The sequence below is a fragment of the Mycobacterium sp. E2327 genome (assembly GCF_001672675.1).
Taxonomy (GTDB): Bacteria; Actinomycetota; Actinomycetes; order Mycobacteriales; family Mycobacteriaceae; genus Mycobacterium.
Window position 1 is genome coordinate 18,201 of record NZ_LZKE01000025.1, and the last position, 15,714, is coordinate 33,914.

The following is a 15,714-nucleotide window of genomic DNA, read 5'->3' on the forward strand; positions in this document are numbered from 1 at the left end:
ATGACCGCCAAGACGCCGTGCGAGCCCGACGAGCTGCGCAGCCTCTTCCTCTTCGAGGCGCTCACCGACGAGCAGCTCGCGGTGTTGTGCGCAGCTGGGCACATCGAGAACTACGAACCGGGCCCGATCTGCGTCGAGGGCGAGCCGGCGACCTGCTTCTACGTCCTCATCGAGGGCGAGTTGACCATGTCCAAGCTCTCCGGCGGCCAGGACATCGAAACCAACCGCACCTCGCAGCGCGGCGTCTACTGCGGCGCCTGGCGGGCGTTCACCGGCGGGAAGCAGAAGAGCTACGACGCCTCGGTGCACGTGACCAAGCCGTCGCGGTTCTTCGTGATGGACGCCCCGGTGTTCGCCCAGTTCATGAAGGACCAGTTCCCGATGGCCGTCCACCTGCTCGACGGCATCGCCGTCGGCACCGACCGGACCCGGCGGATCATCGACAACCGGGAGAAGCTGCTCGCGCTGGGCCGGCTTTCGGCCGGGCTGACCCATCAGCTGAACAACCCCGCGGCGGCCATCGCCCGGGCGGCGGCCGACCTGCGCGGCCGCGTCGCCGGCATGCGGGGCAAGCTGGCCATGCTCGCCGACGGCACCGTCAGCCCCGAGGCCCTCAGCGCCCTGGTCCACCTCCAGCAAGGGGTGGCCGAGCAGGTCGCCAAGTCGGCTACGGAACACCTGAGCGCGATGGAAACCGCCGACCGCGAGGACGCCGTCGGCGACTGGCTGGAAGAGCACGGTGTCGAGGGCGGCTGGGACATCGCGCCGACCTTCGTCGAAGGCGGCGTCGACACCGACTGGCTGGAGCGGATTTCCACGGTCAGCGAGGAACTCGCGTCGACATCGTTGGAGGAGGCGATCCGGTGGATCAACTACACCATCGAGAGCGAGCTGCTGATGAACCAGATTCTGGAAGCGAGCAAACGGATTTCGGCGTTGGTCGCCGACGCCAAGCAGTATTCGCAACTTGACCGCGCCCCGTTCCAGGTGGCCAACATCCACGACCTGCTGCGCAGCACGCTGGTGATGTTCGCCGACCGGTTGACCAAGGACGCCGGCCGGGAGACCAGTAAAAATCCGGTGATCACCCTGGTGAAGGATTTCGACCAGTCACTTCCCGAAATCCCCTGCTACCCAGGCGATCTCAATCAGGTGTGGACCAACATCATCGACAACGCGCTCGCCGCGATGCGCGAGCAGGGCGGCACGCTGACCGTCCGCACCTGCCGGGAGGGCGAGAACATGGTCCGCGTCGAGATCTGCGACACCGGCCCCGGGGTGCCCGAGGACGTGCGCGAGCACATCTTCGAACCGTTCTTCACCACCAAACCGTTCGGGGAAGGCACCGGCCTGGGGCTGGACCTGGCGTTCAACATCGTCGTCAAGAACCATCGCGGGGACCTGCGGGTGGAATCCGTGCCGGGCGATACCCGCTTCATCGTGCTCCTGCCGCTGGAGGCGCCGCCGGCCACGGATCCGGATCTCCCGGAATAGCCGCGTCACCCGGCCGGTTGGGAACGACCATGACCAAACCCAACCTCGGCCGGTTCGGATCGTTCGGACGCGGCGTGACGCCCCAGCAAGCCAAAGAAATCGAATCCCTGGGTTACGGGGCGGTCTGGGTGGGCGGTTCCCCGCCGGCCGAGCTGGCCTGGGTCGAACCCATCCTCGAGGCGACGAGCACCCTGCAGGTGGCCACCGGCATCGTCAACATCTGGACGGCGCCCGCTGGGCCGGTGGCCGAGTCGTTCCACCGCATCGAGAAGGCCTACCCCGGCCGCTTCCTGCTGGGCATCGGCGTCGGACACCGGGAGGCCATCAGCGAGTACCAAAAGCCCTACGACGCCCTGGTCACCTACCTCGAGGAACTCGACGAACACGGCGTGCCGGCCGACCGGCGGGTGGTGGCGGCCCTGGGTCCCCGGGTGCTGAGGCTGGCGGGCGAACGCACCGCCGGCGCGCACCCCTACCTGACCACCCCCGAGCACACCGCGCAGGCCCGCGAACTGATCGGCCCGTCGGCGTTCCTGGCGCCCGAACACAAGGTGGTGCTGACCACCGACCCGGAACAGGCCCGCGCCGTCGGCCGCAAGGCGCTCGACATGTACTTCAACCTGGCCAACTACCGCAACAGCTGGAAGCGGCTGGGCTTCTCCGAGGAGGAGGTCACCCGCCCGGGCAGCGACCGCCTGGTCGACTCGGTGGTGGCCTACGGCACGCCGGAGCAGATCGCCGCGCGGCTCAAAGAGCACCTGGACGCGGGCGCCGACCACGTGCCCGTGCAGGTCCTCACCAAGGATGAAAACCTGGTCTCGGCGCTGGCCGAATTGGCGGGGCCGCTCGGACTGAGCTGACCGACGCGAGGGGGATCTGGATGAGCGAGGCAGTAGCACTGAAACCCGACCTGGGGCGGTTCGGCGTATTTCTGGCCACCCGCTCGATCTCGCCCGACCTGGCCGCCGGGATCGAGGCGCTCGGCTACGGCGCCGTGTGGATCGGCGGCTCGCCCGATGCGGACCTGGCGTGGGTCGACCCGGCCCTGGCCCGGACGAGCTCGCTGCAGGTCGCGACGGGGATCGTCAACATCTGGACCGCGCCGGCACCCGCGGTCGCCGAGTCCTACGCCCGCATCGAGGGCGCCCACCCCGGCAGGTTCCTGCTCGGCGTCGGGGTGGGCCACCGCGAAGTCGTCGAGGATTACGTCAAGCCCTACGACGCGCTGGTCAACTACCTGGACGCGCTCGACGCCGCGATGGTGCCCACCAGCCGGCGGGTGCTCGCGGCGCTGGGGCCGCGGGTGCTGCGGCTGGCGGCCGAACGCGCCGCCGGCGCGCACCCCTACCTGACCACGCCCGAACACACCGCCAAGGCGCGCGAACAGGTGGGGAACTCGGTGTTCCTGGCGCCGGAGCACAAGGTGGTGCTGTCCACCGACCCCGCGGAAGCCCGCGCGATCGGCCGAAAGACCGCCGAGCGCTACCTGGCGCTGAGCAACTACGTGAACAACTTGCAGCGCCTGGGGTTCACCCAGGACGACGTCCGCAGCCCGGGCAGCGACAGGCTGATCGACGCGGTGGTGGCTCACGGCACCCCCGAGGCCGTCGCACGGCGCCTCAACGAACATTGCGAAGCCGGCGCCGACCACGTGGCGGTCCAGGTGCTGGGGACGGCGGACGACGACGCGCTGCTGTCGGCGCTTCGCGAGCTGGCGGGACCATTAGGACTAACTGCCCCAAACTGATCATCCGGCTCGGTTAGGGTGTGTGACCATGCGATTGCTGGTCACCGGCGGCGCCGGCTTCATCGGCGCGAATTTCGTGCACAGCACGGTCCGGGAGCACCCCGAGGATTCCGTGACGGTGCTCGATTCCTTCACCTATGCCGGGCGGCGCGAGTCGCTGGCCGACGTCGAGGACGCCATCACGGTGGTGAAGGGCGACATCGCCGATGCCGCGCTGGTCGCCGCGCTGGTCGCCGAGTCCGACGCGGTCGTGCACTTCGCCGCCGAGACCCACGTGGACAACTCCCTGGAAGACCCGTGGACGACCCTGCAGACCAACGTGGTCGGAACCTTCGCGATCCTGCAGGCGGTGCGGCGCCACGATGTCCGGCTGCACCACGTCTCCACCGACGAGGTCTACGGCGATCTGGAGCTCGACGAGCCCAGCCGGTTCACCGAGTCGACGCCCTACAACCCGTCGAGCCCGTACTCGGCGACGAAGGCCGCCAGCGACCTGCTGGTCCGGGCGTGGGTGCGCTCCTACGGCGTGCGCGCGACGATCTCCAACTGCTCGAATAACTACGGGCCATATCAGCACGTCGAAAAGTTCATCCCGCGCCAGATCACCAACGTGCTTACCGGGCGTCGCCCCAAGCTGTACGGCGCGGGCGCCAACGTTCGGGACTGGATCCACGTCGAGGACCACAACAGCGCGGTCCGGCGAATCCTGGAAAAGGGTGAGAACGGCCGGACCTACCTCATCGCCGCCGAGGGCGAGCGCGACAACCTGACGGTGATGCGCGCGATCCTGCAGGCGCTCGGACGCGATCCCGACGACTTCGACCACGTCACCGACCGCGTCGGCCACGACCTGCGGTATGCGATCGACCCGACCACGCTGTACAACGAATTGGGTTGGACGCCAAAGCATGCCAACTTTGAGGAGGGCCTGCACGCCACCATCGAGTGGTACCGCGCGAACGAGTCGTGGTGGCGTCCGCTCAAGGAGGCCACCGAGGGCCGCTACGAAGAACGGGGTCAGTGACATGAAAGTTCGAGAGCTCGCCGTCCCGGGCGCCTGGGAAATCACTCCCACCATTCACGGTGACCCCCGCGGCTATTTCTTCGAATGGCTCACCGACCGCGACTTCACCGCGTTCGCCGGTCACCGCCTGAACGTCCGGCAGGCCAACTGCTCGGTATCGTCGGCCGGCGTGCTGCGTGGCGTGCACTTCGCGCAGCTGCCACCGAGCCAGGCGAAATACGTGACCTGCGTGTCCGGTTCGGTCTTCGATGTCGTCGTCGACGTCCGCGTAGGGTCACCCACGTTCGGGCAATGGGACTCGGTCCTGCTCGACGACCAGGACCGCCGGACGATCTACATCTCCGAGGGCCTCGGGCACGGATTCCTTGCCCTGGAAGACAATTCGACGATCATGTACCTGTGCTCGTCGGAGTACAACCCCCAACGCGAGCACACCATCTCCGCCATGGATCCGACGCTGGCGATCGCATGGCCGGCGATCGACGGCGTCGCCCCCACGCTGTCCGACCGCGACGCCGTCGCGCCCAGCTTCGAGGAAGTGCGCGCCGCCGGGCTCCTGCCCACCTGGGAGGAGACGCAACAGTTCGCCGCCGGCCTGCGCGCGGAACTCAACGAGGCGTGAGCTTCACCGGGAAGGTCGCATTCGTCACCGGCGGCGCGTCGGGCATCGGCGCCGCGCTGGCCACCAAGTTGGCCGACGGGGGCGCCGAGGTCTGGATCGCCGATCGCCAACTCGAGGCGGCCCAAGCGCTGGCGCAGCGCCTCGGCAGTGGCGCCGGCAAGGCGCACGCGATCGAGCTCGACGTGCGCGACTACCCGGCGTTCGAACGCGCCGTCGGCGCGGCGGCGGAGCAATCCGGGCGCATCGACTACCTGTTCAACAATGCCGGCATCGGGGTGGGCGGCGAGGTCGACTCGTACACGCTCGACGATTGGAACGACGTCCTCGACGTGAACCTGCACGGCGTGATCCACGGCATCCAGGCGGTGTACCCGATCATGATCCGTCAGCGCTCGGGACACATCGTGAACACGGCCTCGATGGCCGGCCTGCTGCCCTCGCCCGGCGCGGTGAGCTACACCGCCGCCAAGCACGCCGTCGTCGCGATCTCGCGGGCGCTGCGGGTGGAGGCCGAACGCCATGGCGTCAAGGTGTCGGTCCTGTGCCCCGGCGCCATCCGGACCCCGATCCTCACCGGCGGCACCTACGGGCGGATGACCAAGACCGGCGCCAGCGACGAGGCCCTGCTGAAGTTTTGGGAGCCGATGCGGCCCATGGCTCCCGAGAAGTTCGCCGATCGCGTCCTTCGGGCCGTATCGCGCAATCACGCGATCATCATCGTGCCGGCGTGGTGGAAGGCATTTTGGTACCTGGACCGCCTCTCCCCGGCCATTTCGGCGCAGGCCGCGCGGCTCACGGTCAAGCGGTTACGCGAAATGGGACCCGCCGCCTCGTAATTCGGCGCTGAAAACAAACGCTTCCGCCACCCGGAGTCGTTATCATTCGCTTGTCGCAGTAGTCGGGCCGCGACCGCTTCACGTGCCGTAGCTGGAGGGGTCGGATGTCGTTTGTGTTAGCGGTTCCGGACGTAATGTCTGATGCCACAACAACTTTGACGAACCTCGGATCGACGATCAGCGCGGCCCACGCAGCGGCGTCGGCGCCCACGACGGGCCTGCTCGCGGCGGCCGGCGACGAGGTGTCGACGGCCATCGCGGCGATGTTCTCTTCCTACGGCTCGGCGTATCAGGCGCTCAGCGGCCAAGCCGCGGCCTTCCACACGCAGTTGGTGCAGACCCTCAACGCGGGGGCGGCGGCCTACGCGGCCACCGAGGCGGCCAACGCCTCGCCGCTGGAGACGCTACAACAAGACGTGCTGGGGCTGATCAACGCGCCGACCAACACGCTGTTCGGGCGCCCGCTGATCGGCAACGGCGCCAACGGCGTAACGAACGCCCAAGGGGTGGGCACACCCGGCGGTCCGGGCGGGATCTTGGCCGGCAACGGCGGCAACGGCGGCAACAGCACCGCCGTCGGGGCGCCCGGCGGCCCCGGCGGGCCCGCCGGCCTCCTGCTCGGCAACGGTGGCAACGGCGGGACCGGCGGCCCCGCCGCGCTCGGCGGCGCCGGCGGCACTGGCGGCTTGTTGGGCGCGCCCGGGGCCACCGGCGCTCCCGGCCTGGCAACGGTTCCCATCTCGGTGCAGAACAACGACATCATCGCGAACCTCTCGGTGGGCGGTGGACCCACAGCGTCCGTGATCGTCGACACCGGGTCGAAGGGTCTCATTCTTCCGCCCCAAGACGTGAATACGGCAACCCTTGGCGCGCCCACCGGTAGCGGTAGCGTCGTATACGGCGAACCCGGCAATACCCTGACGGTGAACTACAACACCTATACGACGACAGTGAATTTCGGGAACGGAATCGTCACCCAACCGACCACCGTCGCCGTGGTCACCTCGGCGACCCAAACCATCGCCTTTTTCTTCACGAACCCAGTTCCCACTTCGCAAGTACCAGCCATCTTGGGCGTCGGGGTCAATTCTGGCGGACCAGTCGCAACCAGCCCCGTCACGGCGTTGCCCGGCAGTTTCGGTCAGGGCCTGCTGATCGATGAACCCAAGGGCGTGATGCAGTTCGGTCCAAACCCGTTACCCGCCATCGCCTCCGTTACCGGAGCCCCCTCCACCACCCTGGACATCCGCATCAATAACGGTGCCATGCAACAGACTTCCGGCGCGTTCATCGATTCGGGCGGCCTCTACGGGTACGTGCCGGATAATCTCAACCCCCCGAATTCCGGCGGATACCTGCCGGCGGGAACCACCATTTCCGTCTACACCCCCAACGGGGCGACATTGCTGTACACCACGACGGTCGGTTCGCAACAGACGTCCGTCGTCTCGAGTCTGCTGGGCGGCAACTTCAACACCGGGATCGCGCCCTTCCTCCAGGACCCGATCTACCTGTCCTACAGCCCGGGTGGCACCGGCACCATGACCTTCGACGCCTGAGGCTAGACCGCAGCAGCGCTGGCCTCCACCGTTGGAATGCGCCCACCGACGTTGCGCCTTGACCGTAGCGACCCGACCACGGTGGCCGCCCACAGCAGCACGCACAGCGCCTCGGCCGCGACGGTGAGCACCGCGTGCGGGGCCGGGTCCCAGCCGTGCTCGGTGAAGCCAAAGAGCCCAACGGTTCTCGACAGCGCGAAGGCGACCAGCGAGCCGCCGGCCAACCCGGCGGCAGACCATTCCAGCCACCAGGGGCCGCCGGCCGCGACCAGCAGGGCCAGCGAGAACGAAACGCTGGCCTGGATCAGGAAGCTGGTGCCGATCATCGGAATGTGCTGGTAGCCATGGACGTACAGATAGGCGTGGCTGAAGGCGCTGACGGCCAGGGAGGCGGCCAGCGCGAACCGGAGGAAGATTTTCATTGCAGCTTGGTCTCTTTCAGTGCGAGGGCGGCCTGGCCCTTGGTGTAGTTGACCTCGCGGATCCCCAGGGCATCGTGCAGCTTGCCCGCCGGCAGCGTGATCGGCTTGGGCGCCGACCCGTCGCCGGGATGGGGCAACGGGTAGGCGGTCGTCGTCCCGCTGTAGAACGTCACGTTGCCTTCCGTCTTGGAAAACAGTTGGTGCACATGGCCGTTGAGGCATGTCACCGACGAGAACCGGCTCAGGTAGCTCAGGGCCTGGGTGGCGTCGTCGGTGCCCCAACCCCAGTCCGGATACATCGCGAACAACGGGATGTGGCTGAACACGATGATGGGTGTATCGCTGGACAAGCCCGCGACGTCCTTCTCGACGAACTCCAGCTGGTCGACACCCAAGTGCCCGAGCTTCTTGAGGTTCAAGGTGTTCACCAACGCGATCACGTGGACGCCCGCGATGTCGAAGCTGTACCACCCGTCGCCCCGCGTCCCGGCGCCGAAGACGCTGCGGTACTTCTGTCCCGCGTCGTCGACGGAATCGTGCTCGCCGGGCACCGTAAACACGTGCGGCGTCTGCACTTTGGTGAGCATCTGCTTGACCTGGTCGAACTGCTCGGCGGTCGACAGGTGGGTGAGGTCACCGGTGTGGATGACGAAGTCCGGTGCATAGCCAAGGCCGTTGATCTGGTCGATTGCGTGGCCGAAGGTGCCGGCGACGTCCGGGTTGGGCGGGCCGGAAAAACCGATGTGGCTGTCGCTCACCTGGGCGAAGCGCAGCGTGGGCCGGGCGCTGGTGTGCGAGGCCGACGCCGTCCCGGCGACGTGCGAGATGACCTCGCCCCCGACGACGGCGAAACCGACCGCCGCGCCGAACCACGCCGAGTGCCGGATCAGCTGCCGGCGGGTCATCGTGTTCGGATCGTTCATCCCGTCACCACCACGGTGCCGTGCATCATCGGGTGAATCGAGCAGACGTAGTCGAACTTGCCAGCGGTGGGAAAGGTGTGCGAGAAGGTGGCGCCGGTGCCCATTCCGGGCGACTTGAACGACCCGTCGGCGGCGGCGACCGTGTGCGGTTCCTCGTCCTTGTTGGTCCAGGTGACGGTGCTGCCCGCCTTGACGGTCAGCGTGGCCGGTGCGAAGGCGAAGTTGTCGATGGTGACCGCATCGCCCGCGGCCGCGGCCGGCGACCCCGTCGCGGACGCGGCGCCCGGCTGCGGACCCGGCGCCGAGGGCATCCCGCTCATGCCCGGCATCCCGGGCGTGCCGCTGGCATTCGATCCGAAGGTCACCGACGGCGGCTGCGCGGCGGGCGGCGACGACGAGCAGCCGGCCAGCAACACACCGACGGCCGACGCCGCGACCACATGTTTTCGAAGCTTGGCGATGTTCATGCCAAGAGATATGGCGGCGGGTTACACGTCGCGGCGCGGCGGGGCGAACACCTCGATTGCGCCCTCGACCTCGCGAACCTGCAGCGCGGGCAAGGGCTTTGGCGCGATCGGCAACTGGTGGGTGCGCACCTGCCCGGTGGGCGAGAACGACGTGGTGTGGCAGGGGCATTGCAGCGCGTCGTTCTGTGCGTCGAACCACAGCTTGCACCCCTGATGGGTGCAGACGCCGGAGATGGCCTGGGGTTTGCCGTCGACGCGGTGGACGAACCCGGCGACCGAACCGAGGTCGAACGGATGCATGACGCCGTCGGGCACGTCGGCGCTCGACGCGACGCGCTGCCACGTCCCGTCGTTGGGCGTCAGCTCGCCCGCGACCGCCGGGCCCTGCGTGGGGCTGCCGATCAGGGCGCGATCGATGGAAACCGCGGCGGCCGCGGCGGCCGCGGCGGCCGACGTGCCCACGATGACCTGTCGGCGCGTCGCGCTCTGCTTGGGCGCCGCCGGCGCCGGCGCGCCGTCCATCTGCTCCGCCAGGCGCCGGTGCAGGTCGGCGAGGAACTCCTGGCGCGGCTCGGCGTCCGCGGTCCCCGCCGCCCGCAGGTCGATCGCCGTGCGGATCTGCGCGGCCTCGAAATCGTCGGGCGCAAACGGCTTCGGCCGGCGACCCCGCAACAGGTCATCGACATAGCGCCGCAGCCCTCGCGCGTTCATCGTTGCCCTCCATCGTTGACCTGTGCCGCCAGCCGCAGGGCACGGTGCTGCAACACCTTGGCGTTGGCGACGCTGATCCCAAGCTCGGCCGCGGACTCCTTGATCGAATTTCCTTGCAGGAAACGAATTTCGAGAATCTGGCGATACCGGTCCGGCAGGCCGTCGAGAACCCGCGCGACGCGCTGGGGCGCGGTGCTGATCGCTTCCTCGCTCTCGGGTGGTTGTTCGATGTCGTCGATCGAGGTTATCTCCCGGCCCATGGTCTCCCGCCAGTGTGCGGCCAGCACCGTCCTGGCCGTGGCCCGCAGGTAGGCGCGCACCTCGCCGACGGTCGCGGTCAGCCGCAGTGGCCGCAGCGCGGCCAAAAACACCTCGGCGGTGAGGTCCTCGGCGTCGGCGCGGTTACCCACCCGCGCGAACAGCGTGCGGTACACCCAGGACGCGTTGTCGGAGTACACCGCTTCCCAGTCGGGATAGCTTTCATAACCACTGTCGGGCACCGCGCGCAGCGGTCGCGAGACTAGCGGTTTCTGGGGGTCGTTTTGCGCCGCCACGGTCCTCCTTCACCGATTCAATATCGGACCGGGTTACACGCGGGCACGTCGGCTTCCGCGGCCATCAGCTCGTCCAGTTTCGCGGCGGCGGCCGCCAGGGCCGACTTGGCCATGCCCAAGACCCTCTCCCGCACCCGCGGCTTCGCCGACGCGGGCGCCAGTGCGTCGCCCACCAGACGCCCGAAGACGTCCAGGCGCGCCGCGGCGAGCCACGCGGTCAACTCCGGGTCCTCGAGCCAGCGCAGCTGATTGCGGTAGTACGCCCGCGTGATGCGCAGCCAGTCGAGGTCGGTGTCGGGATGCGGCAGCGGGTCACACAGCTCGTTCTTCACCGCGTCGTCGGGGTAGGCAGCCTCGACGTGCGCGACAAGCGCGGCGCTGAACACCTGCTGGCAGCCGCGCACGCTCTGCAGCGTGATGCCGGCGCCATCGAAAATCGGTGTGGCGGGCCGTTTCTCGGCGCCGTCGGCGGTGCAGTCGACGTACAGCGCCGCGGGGTCCACGGGCACGGCGCCGCCCTCCAGGACCGCCTCGCCGGCGTCGGCGCGCAGCAGGTGGCCCATGCGCACCACGTCGGAGATGCGCCGCAGCTGCTCCAATTCGGCGTGGGTGACGGTCGCGCAGCGGTACATGGTCGGGCGGATCGCCGGGTCGATCCGCAGCAGCGCGCCAGCTTCCTCGAGGCGGACGAACAGGTCGTCGACCGACGCCGCGTCCCGGATGGCCCGCAGCTGCGCGGTGACGGCGGTCTTGATCTTGTCGGCGAACAGCGATCCCGGCTGCAGCGTCGCGCGATCGAGCAACCACGAGTCGCGCGGCACGATCCACGTCAGGCGATCCGGCGCGATGCCCTGGTCCAGCAGCCACAGGCACGCGTCGATGCCGGTCTTGCCGGCCCCCACGATGACGTAACGGCGGCGGGCGGCCAGCCGGGGCAGCTCGTTGGGCGCGACGCAGTCGACGCCCGGCGCCACCCGGTAGGGCGGCGGGCGCATCGAGGGCACCATGACGCGCATGTAGGTGGCGTCGACGATGCGGCGCGTCACGTCGACGGCGTACTCGGTCCCGGCCAGCGTCCTAAACCGGCCGCCACCGGAGTACTCGCTCATCGGGAAGTAGGCCACCCGCCCGGTGGGCAGGAACCGCTGGCGCATGACGTGGTCGTAGTAGGCGCACACCTCACCCGCGGTCGCCAACTCGTAAAGCCCTTGGTTCCAGCCGACTTGGTCGATCGCCTCACTGCCCAGGGGTAGCGAGTTGACGCCGTAGAACGCCGACGGCTGATGCAGCCGCACGAACGGGTAGGCCATGGTCCAGTGCCCGCCGGGCTGATGGTGGCGGTCCACCAGCACCACGCGTGCCTCGGTTTCGGTGACCAGCGTGTCGATGAACGCCATCCCCATGGCGCCCGCGCCGACTACCAGGTAGTCGGCCTCGATGGTGCGCATACGGGCTAAAGGCTAACCGGCCCGGGGTCGCTTCAGCGGATTTCGGCCGCCGCGGTGCGCAGCTCGTCCAGGGCCGCGCGGGCCAATTCGCCCAGGCTCCGGTCACCGTCTGACGTAATCCATTCGGCGAACGCCTCTTTGAACGCGAGCCCACCCAGCTCGGCGGCCAGGGCGGCAGCGCGATCCGGCACGCCGCGCGCTCGCAGCGCGTTCGCCATGGCCGCGGCGAGGCCGACCTGTTTGAGCGCATCGCGCTCCTGCAGTTCGGCGCTGGAGGCGATGACGGCCTTCACCCGGGGAGCAAGCTCGCGATTGCGCGGGGTCATCGCGCCGGCTGCACGCTCCAGCCCGGCGGCGACCGCCGCAAGCGGCGTGGCGTCCGCGGGCGCCGAGGCGATTCCCTCGGTCAGCAGTTGTGACAACGCCTCCTGACCGGCCGCCAGCACCTCCCGCTTGTCGGGGAAATACCGGAAGAAGGTGCTCTTGGTCAGGCCGGCCCGGTCGGCGATCTCGGCGACGGTGGTTCGGTCGTAGCCCTGCTCGGAGAAAAGGTGCAGCGCGGCCTCGACCAGGCGCGCACGCGCATCGGGTTCCCATCGGGGCATGCCGCCATGGTAGGCGATGAGACCTTTGTCCCATCACCGTGGTAGCGTGATGAGACATCGGTCCCATCACTTGAGGAGTGTCTCATGCGCGTATTCGTCACGGGTGCCACCGGCGGGGTCGGCTCGGCCGTCGTTCCCGAGCTCATCGGGGCGGGCCACGAGGTCCTGGCGCTGGCCCGCTCCGACGCGTCGGCCCGGGCCGCCACCGCGATGGGGGCTGACGTGCTGCGCGGCGACCTCGACGACCCCGAGAGCCTGCGCGTCGGCGCCAAGGAGTCCGACGGGGTCGTCCACCTCGCCTTCCTGCACTTCGACGACTTCGAGAGGGCGGTCGCCCAGGAGTCGGCCGCGGTCGAGACGTTCGGCGCCGCACTCGCCGGCACCGGCAAGCCGTTCGTCATGGCCTCGGGCACGCCGCCCGTCGCCGGCCGCGTCGCCACCGAGCGCGACTCGGTGCCGACCGACGGACTCGTCGGCGGGCGCGGCCGGAACGCCCAGGCCGCCCTGGAGCTGGCCGGCAGCGACGTCCGGTCGGCGGTGGTCCGCCTCCCCCGCTCCGTCCACCGGGCGGGCGGCCCCTGCGGGTTCGCCTCCTTACTCGTCGCGGCCGCCCGAGGGACCGGTGTGTCCGGCTACGTCGGCGACGGCACCCAACGCTGGCCGGCGGTGCACGTCGTCGACGCCGCCCTGCTCTTCCGCCTTGTCCTCGAACAGGCCGATCCCGGGACGGTGGCGCACGCCGTCGGCGACGAGGGCGATCCGATGCGCGCGCTGGCCGAGGCCATCGGGCGCCAGCTCGGCCTTCCCGCGGCGTCGGTCCCGGCCGAGCATTTCGGACCCCTCGGCGCCATATTCGCCCTGGACCAGCCGGCGTCGAGCGCGTGGACCCAGGAGAGATTCGGCTGGCGGCCCGCGCATCCGAGCCTGCTCGAGGACCTGGAGGCCGGAAACTACCCGGTGTGAGGCGCGCCTTGCCAACGCCCGAGCCGAGTTACTAGGATATGCAAGTATTCGCTGTGTAACGACGACTCGAGGGCACCATGACTACACAGATCCCGCACTTCATCGACGGGAAGCGCACCGCCGGCCGGTCCGACCGCACCGCCGACGTCTTCAACCCCAGCACCGGCCAGGTGCAGGCGAAGGTTCCGATGGCCGGCAAGGCCGACGTCGATGCGGCGGTGGCCTCGGCCGTCGAGGCCCAAAAGGATTGGGCGGCATGGAATCCGCAGCGACGGGCGCGGGTGATGATGCGCTTCATCGAGCTGGTCAACTCCAACAGCGACGAGCTCGCTGAGCTGCTGTCCCTCGAGCACGGCAAGACCGTCGCCGACGCGCGCGGCGACATCCAGCGCGGCATCGAGGTCATCGAGTTCTGCATCGGGATCCCGCACCTGCTCAAGGGTGAGTACAGCGAGGGCGCCGGCCCGGGCATCGACGTCTACTCGTTGCGCCAGCCCTTGGGCGTGGTCGCCGGCATCACGCCGTTCAACTTCCCGGCCATGATCCCGCTGTGGAAGGCCGGGCCGGCGCTGGCGTGCGGAAACGCGTTCGTGCTCAAGCCCAGTGAGCGTGACCCGTCGGTCCCGGTGCGCCTGGCCGAGCTGTTCCTGGAGGCGGGCCTGCCGCCGGGCGTGTTCCAGGTGGTGCACGGCGACAAGGAGGCCGTCGACGCGATCCTGCACCACCCCGACATCAAGGCCGTCGGTTTCGTCGGCAGCTCCGACATCGCGCACTACATCTACTCGACGGCCGCGGCCAACGACAAGCGGTCGCAGTGCTTCGGCGGCGCCAAGAACCACATGATCGTGATGCCCGACGCCGACCTCGACCAGGCCGTCGACGCGCTGATCGGCGCCGGGTACGGCAGCGCCGGCGAACGCTGCATGGCGATCAGCGTCGCCGTGCCGGTCGGCGAGCAGACCGCGGATCGGTTGCGCGCCAGGCTGATCGAGCGCATCAACAACCTGCGCGTGGGCCACAGCCTGGACCCCAAGGCCGACTACGGCCCGCTGGTCACCGAGGCCGCGCTGGCTCGGGTGCGCGACTACATCGGCCAGGGCGTGGCCGCCGGCGCCGAGCTGGTGATCGACGGGCGCGAGCGGGCCAGCGACGACCTGACGTTCGGCGACGCCAACCTCGAGGGCGGATTCTTCATCGGCCCAACCCTTTTCGACCACGTCACCCCCGACATGTCGATCTACACCGACGAGATCTTCGGCCCGGTGCTGTGCATCGTAAGGGCGCACAACTACGAAGAAGCAGTGGCGCTTCCTTCTCAGCACGAGTACGGCAACGGGGTGGCGGTCTTCACCCGCGACGGCGACACCGCCCGCGACTTCGTGTCCCGGGTGCAGGTGGGCATGGTCGGCGTCAACGTGCCGATCCCGGTCCCGGTGGCCTACCACACCTTCGGCGGCTGGAAGCGCTCCGGATTCGGCGACCTCAACCAGCACGGGCCGGCGTCGATCCAGTTCTACACCAAGGTCAAGACCGTCACGTCGCGGTGGCCGTCCGGCATCAAGGATGGCGCCGAATTCGTCATCCCGACAATGAACTAGACCCGCGACATGTTCAGCCTGAACGACGACGAGCGGGTCATCACCGAGACGGCGGCCGCGTTCGCCGCCAAACGAATCGCCCCGCACGTGCTGGAATGGGACGCCACCAAGCACTTCCCGACCGACGTGCTGCGCGAGGCCGCCGAACTGGGCATGGCGGCCATCTACTGCCGCGAGGACGTCGGCGGCAGCGGGCTGCGCCGGCTCGACGGGGTCCGCATCTTCGAGCAGCTGGCGATCGCGTGTCCGACCGTCGCCGCGTTTTTGTCGATTCACAACATGTGCGCGTGGATGATCGACAGCTTCGGCACCGACGAGCAACGCAAGGAATGGATCCCGCGGCTGGCGCCGATGGGAGTCATCGCCAGCTACTGCCTCACCGAGCCGGGCGCCGGATCCGACGCCAGCGCGCTGAGCACCCGCGCCGTCAGACAGGGCGGCGATTATGTGCTCGACGGGGTCAAGCAGTTCATCTCCGGCGCGGGGGCCTCGGACGTCTACGTGGTGATGGCCAGGACGGGCGGCGAGGGACCGCGCGGCATCTCCGCCTTCATCATCGAAAAGGGCGCTCCCGGGCTGAGTTTCGGTGCGCACGAGGAGAAGATGGGCTGGCACGCCCAGCCCACCGCGCAGGTGATTTTGGAGGGCGTGCGGGTGCCCACCGACGCGATGCTGGGCGGCGCGGACGGCGAGGGCGCCGGGTTCGGCATCGCGATGAACGGCCTCAACGGCGGTCGGCTC

16 protein-coding genes and 2 pseudogenes are annotated in these 15,714 nt (G+C 69.0%); 11 read left to right on the plus strand and 7 right to left on the minus strand.

Going from position 1 to position 15,714, the window contains the following annotated elements:
• The 8 genes and pseudogenes from A5712_RS32605 to A5712_RS02980 form a co-directional block, all read left to right on the plus strand.
• Positions 1 to 360 (plus strand): annotated as a pseudogene (locus A5712_RS32605) (cyclic nucleotide-binding domain-containing protein); the annotation flags it as partial.
• A gap of 792 nt (positions 361 to 1,152) precedes the next feature.
• Positions 1,153 to 1,494, plus strand: a pseudogene (locus A5712_RS32610) (sensor histidine kinase); the annotation flags it as partial.
• 29 nt (positions 1,495 to 1,523) lie between these two features.
• Positions 1,524 to 2,354 carry an LLM class F420-dependent oxidoreductase gene (locus A5712_RS02955; RefSeq protein WP_068101048.1) on the plus strand — a complete coding sequence of 277 codons (831 nt, stop codon included), beginning with the start codon at positions 1,524 to 1,526 and terminating at the stop codon, positions 2,352 to 2,354.
• A 20-nt stretch (positions 2,355 to 2,374) separates the two neighbouring features.
• Positions 2,375 to 3,241 carry an LLM class F420-dependent oxidoreductase gene (locus A5712_RS02960; RefSeq protein WP_068101051.1) on the plus strand — a complete coding sequence of 289 codons (867 nt, stop codon included), beginning with the start codon at positions 2,375 to 2,377 and terminating at the stop codon, positions 3,239 to 3,241.
• A 28-nt stretch (positions 3,242 to 3,269) separates the two neighbouring features.
• Entirely contained in the window at positions 3,270 to 4,265 is a 996-nt protein-coding gene (gene rfbB, locus A5712_RS02965; RefSeq protein WP_068101095.1) for a dTDP-glucose 4,6-dehydratase, read from the plus strand.
• A gap of 1 nt (position 4,266) precedes the next feature.
• Positions 4,267 to 4,887 (plus strand): dTDP-4-dehydrorhamnose 3,5-epimerase, encoded by a 621-nt coding sequence (gene rfbC, locus A5712_RS02970; protein WP_068101054.1) that lies wholly within the window; start codon positions 4,267 to 4,269, stop codon positions 4,885 to 4,887.
• Positions 4,884 to 5,723 (plus strand): SDR family oxidoreductase, encoded by an 840-nt coding sequence (locus tag A5712_RS02975; protein WP_068101057.1) that lies wholly within the window; start codon positions 4,884 to 4,886, stop codon positions 5,721 to 5,723. Before rfbC ends, A5712_RS02975 begins: the two co-directional genes overlap by 4 nt.
• A 134-nt stretch (positions 5,724 to 5,857) precedes the next feature.
• Entirely contained in the window at positions 5,858 to 7,282 is a 1,425-nt protein-coding gene (locus tag A5712_RS02980; RefSeq protein WP_231981951.1) for a PecA family PE domain-processing aspartic protease, read from the plus strand.
• A gap of 2 nt (positions 7,283 to 7,284) precedes the next feature.
• Here A5712_RS02980 and A5712_RS02985 read toward each other — a convergent pair whose 3' ends face one another.
• The 7 genes from A5712_RS02985 to A5712_RS03015 are packed head-to-tail and all read right to left on the minus strand — an operon-like array spanning position 7,285 to position 12,412.
• Positions 7,285 to 7,704, minus strand: coding sequence for a hypothetical protein (locus A5712_RS02985; protein WP_068101063.1), 420 nt, complete (start codon positions 7,702 to 7,704; stop codon positions 7,285 to 7,287).
• Positions 7,701 to 8,627, minus strand: coding sequence for a metallophosphoesterase (locus A5712_RS02990; RefSeq protein ID WP_068101066.1), 927 nt, complete (start codon positions 8,625 to 8,627; stop codon positions 7,701 to 7,703). Before A5712_RS02990 ends, A5712_RS02985 begins: the two co-directional genes overlap by 4 nt.
• A complete protein-coding gene (locus tag A5712_RS02995) occupies positions 8,624 to 9,094 on the minus strand; it encodes a cupredoxin family copper-binding protein (RefSeq protein ID WP_068101069.1) in 471 nt (156 codons plus the stop codon). Before A5712_RS02995 ends, A5712_RS02990 begins: the two co-directional genes overlap by 4 nt.
• Positions 9,095 to 9,115: 21 nt before the next feature.
• On the minus strand, positions 9,116 to 9,805 hold the full coding sequence (locus A5712_RS03000) for a Rieske (2Fe-2S) protein (protein WP_068101073.1): 690 nt from the start codon (positions 9,803 to 9,805) through the stop codon (positions 9,116 to 9,118).
• Positions 9,802 to 10,359: an RNA polymerase sigma factor gene (locus A5712_RS03005; protein ID WP_068101076.1), complete on the minus strand. Its 558-nt coding sequence runs from the start codon at positions 10,357 to 10,359 to the stop codon at positions 9,802 to 9,804. Before A5712_RS03005 ends, A5712_RS03000 begins: the two co-directional genes overlap by 4 nt.
• 17 nt (positions 10,360 to 10,376) lie before the next feature.
• A complete protein-coding gene (locus A5712_RS03010; protein WP_068101079.1) occupies positions 10,377 to 11,807 on the minus strand; it encodes an NAD(P)-binding protein in 1,431 nt (476 codons plus the stop codon).
• A gap of 32 nt (positions 11,808 to 11,839) precedes the next feature.
• Positions 11,840 to 12,412 carry a TetR/AcrR family transcriptional regulator gene (locus A5712_RS03015; RefSeq protein WP_068101082.1) on the minus strand — a complete coding sequence of 191 codons (573 nt, stop codon included), beginning with the start codon at positions 12,410 to 12,412 and terminating at the stop codon, positions 11,840 to 11,842.
• An 84-nt stretch (positions 12,413 to 12,496) separates the two neighbouring features.
• On the opposite strand from A5712_RS03015, the gene A5712_RS03020 reads away from it, so the two are divergent.
• The 3 genes from A5712_RS03020 to A5712_RS03030 form a co-directional block, all read left to right on the plus strand.
• Complete coding sequence (locus tag A5712_RS03020) at positions 12,497 to 13,375, plus strand: SDR family oxidoreductase (protein WP_068101084.1); 879 nt, start codon at positions 12,497 to 12,499, stop codon at positions 13,373 to 13,375.
• A gap of 77 nt (positions 13,376 to 13,452) precedes the next feature.
• Entirely contained in the window at positions 13,453 to 14,973 is a 1,521-nt protein-coding gene (locus A5712_RS03025) for a CoA-acylating methylmalonate-semialdehyde dehydrogenase (protein WP_068101086.1), read from the plus strand.
• 9 nt (positions 14,974 to 14,982) lie between these two features.
• Positions 14,983 to 15,714 (plus strand): acyl-CoA dehydrogenase family protein (locus tag A5712_RS03030; RefSeq protein WP_197519282.1); only part of this gene is annotated, 732 nt, incomplete at its 3' end.

Coding starts and splice junctions, on each gene's coding strand:
- A5712_RS02955 (WP_068101048.1), top strand. CDS start 1,524: ATGACCAAACCCAACCTCGGCCGGTTCGGATCGTTCGGACGCGGCGTG.
- A5712_RS02960 (WP_068101051.1), top strand. CDS start 2,375: ATGAGCGAGGCAGTAGCACTGAAACCCGACCTGGGGCGGTTCGGCGTA.
- rfbB (WP_068101095.1), top strand. CDS start 3,270: ATGCGATTGCTGGTCACCGGCGGCGCCGGCTTCATCGGCGCGAATTTC.
- rfbC (WP_068101054.1), top strand. CDS start 4,267: ATGAAAGTTCGAGAGCTCGCCGTCCCGGGCGCCTGGGAAATCACTCCC.
- A5712_RS02980 (WP_231981951.1), top strand. CDS start 5,858: ATGTCTGATGCCACAACAACTTTGACGAACCTCGGATCGACGATCAGC.
- A5712_RS02985 (WP_068101063.1), bottom strand. CDS start 7,704: ATGAAAATCTTCCTCCGGTTCGCGCTGGCCGCCTCCCTGGCCGTCAGC.
- A5712_RS02990 (WP_068101066.1), bottom strand. CDS start 8,627: ATGAACGATCCGAACACGATGACCCGCCGGCAGCTGATCCGGCACTCG.
- A5712_RS02995 (WP_068101069.1), bottom strand. CDS start 9,094: ATGAACATCGCCAAGCTTCGAAAACATGTGGTCGCGGCGTCGGCCGTC.
- A5712_RS03000 (WP_068101073.1), bottom strand. CDS start 9,805: ATGAACGCGCGAGGGCTGCGGCGCTATGTCGATGACCTGTTGCGGGGT.
- A5712_RS03010 (WP_068101079.1), bottom strand. CDS start 11,807: ATGCGCACCATCGAGGCCGACTACCTGGTAGTCGGCGCGGGCGCCATG.
- A5712_RS03015 (WP_068101082.1), bottom strand. CDS start 12,412: ATGCCCCGATGGGAACCCGATGCGCGTGCGCGCCTGGTCGAGGCCGCG.
- A5712_RS03020 (WP_068101084.1), top strand. CDS start 12,497: ATGCGCGTATTCGTCACGGGTGCCACCGGCGGGGTCGGCTCGGCCGTC.
- A5712_RS03025 (WP_068101086.1), top strand. CDS start 13,453: ATGACTACACAGATCCCGCACTTCATCGACGGGAAGCGCACCGCCGGC.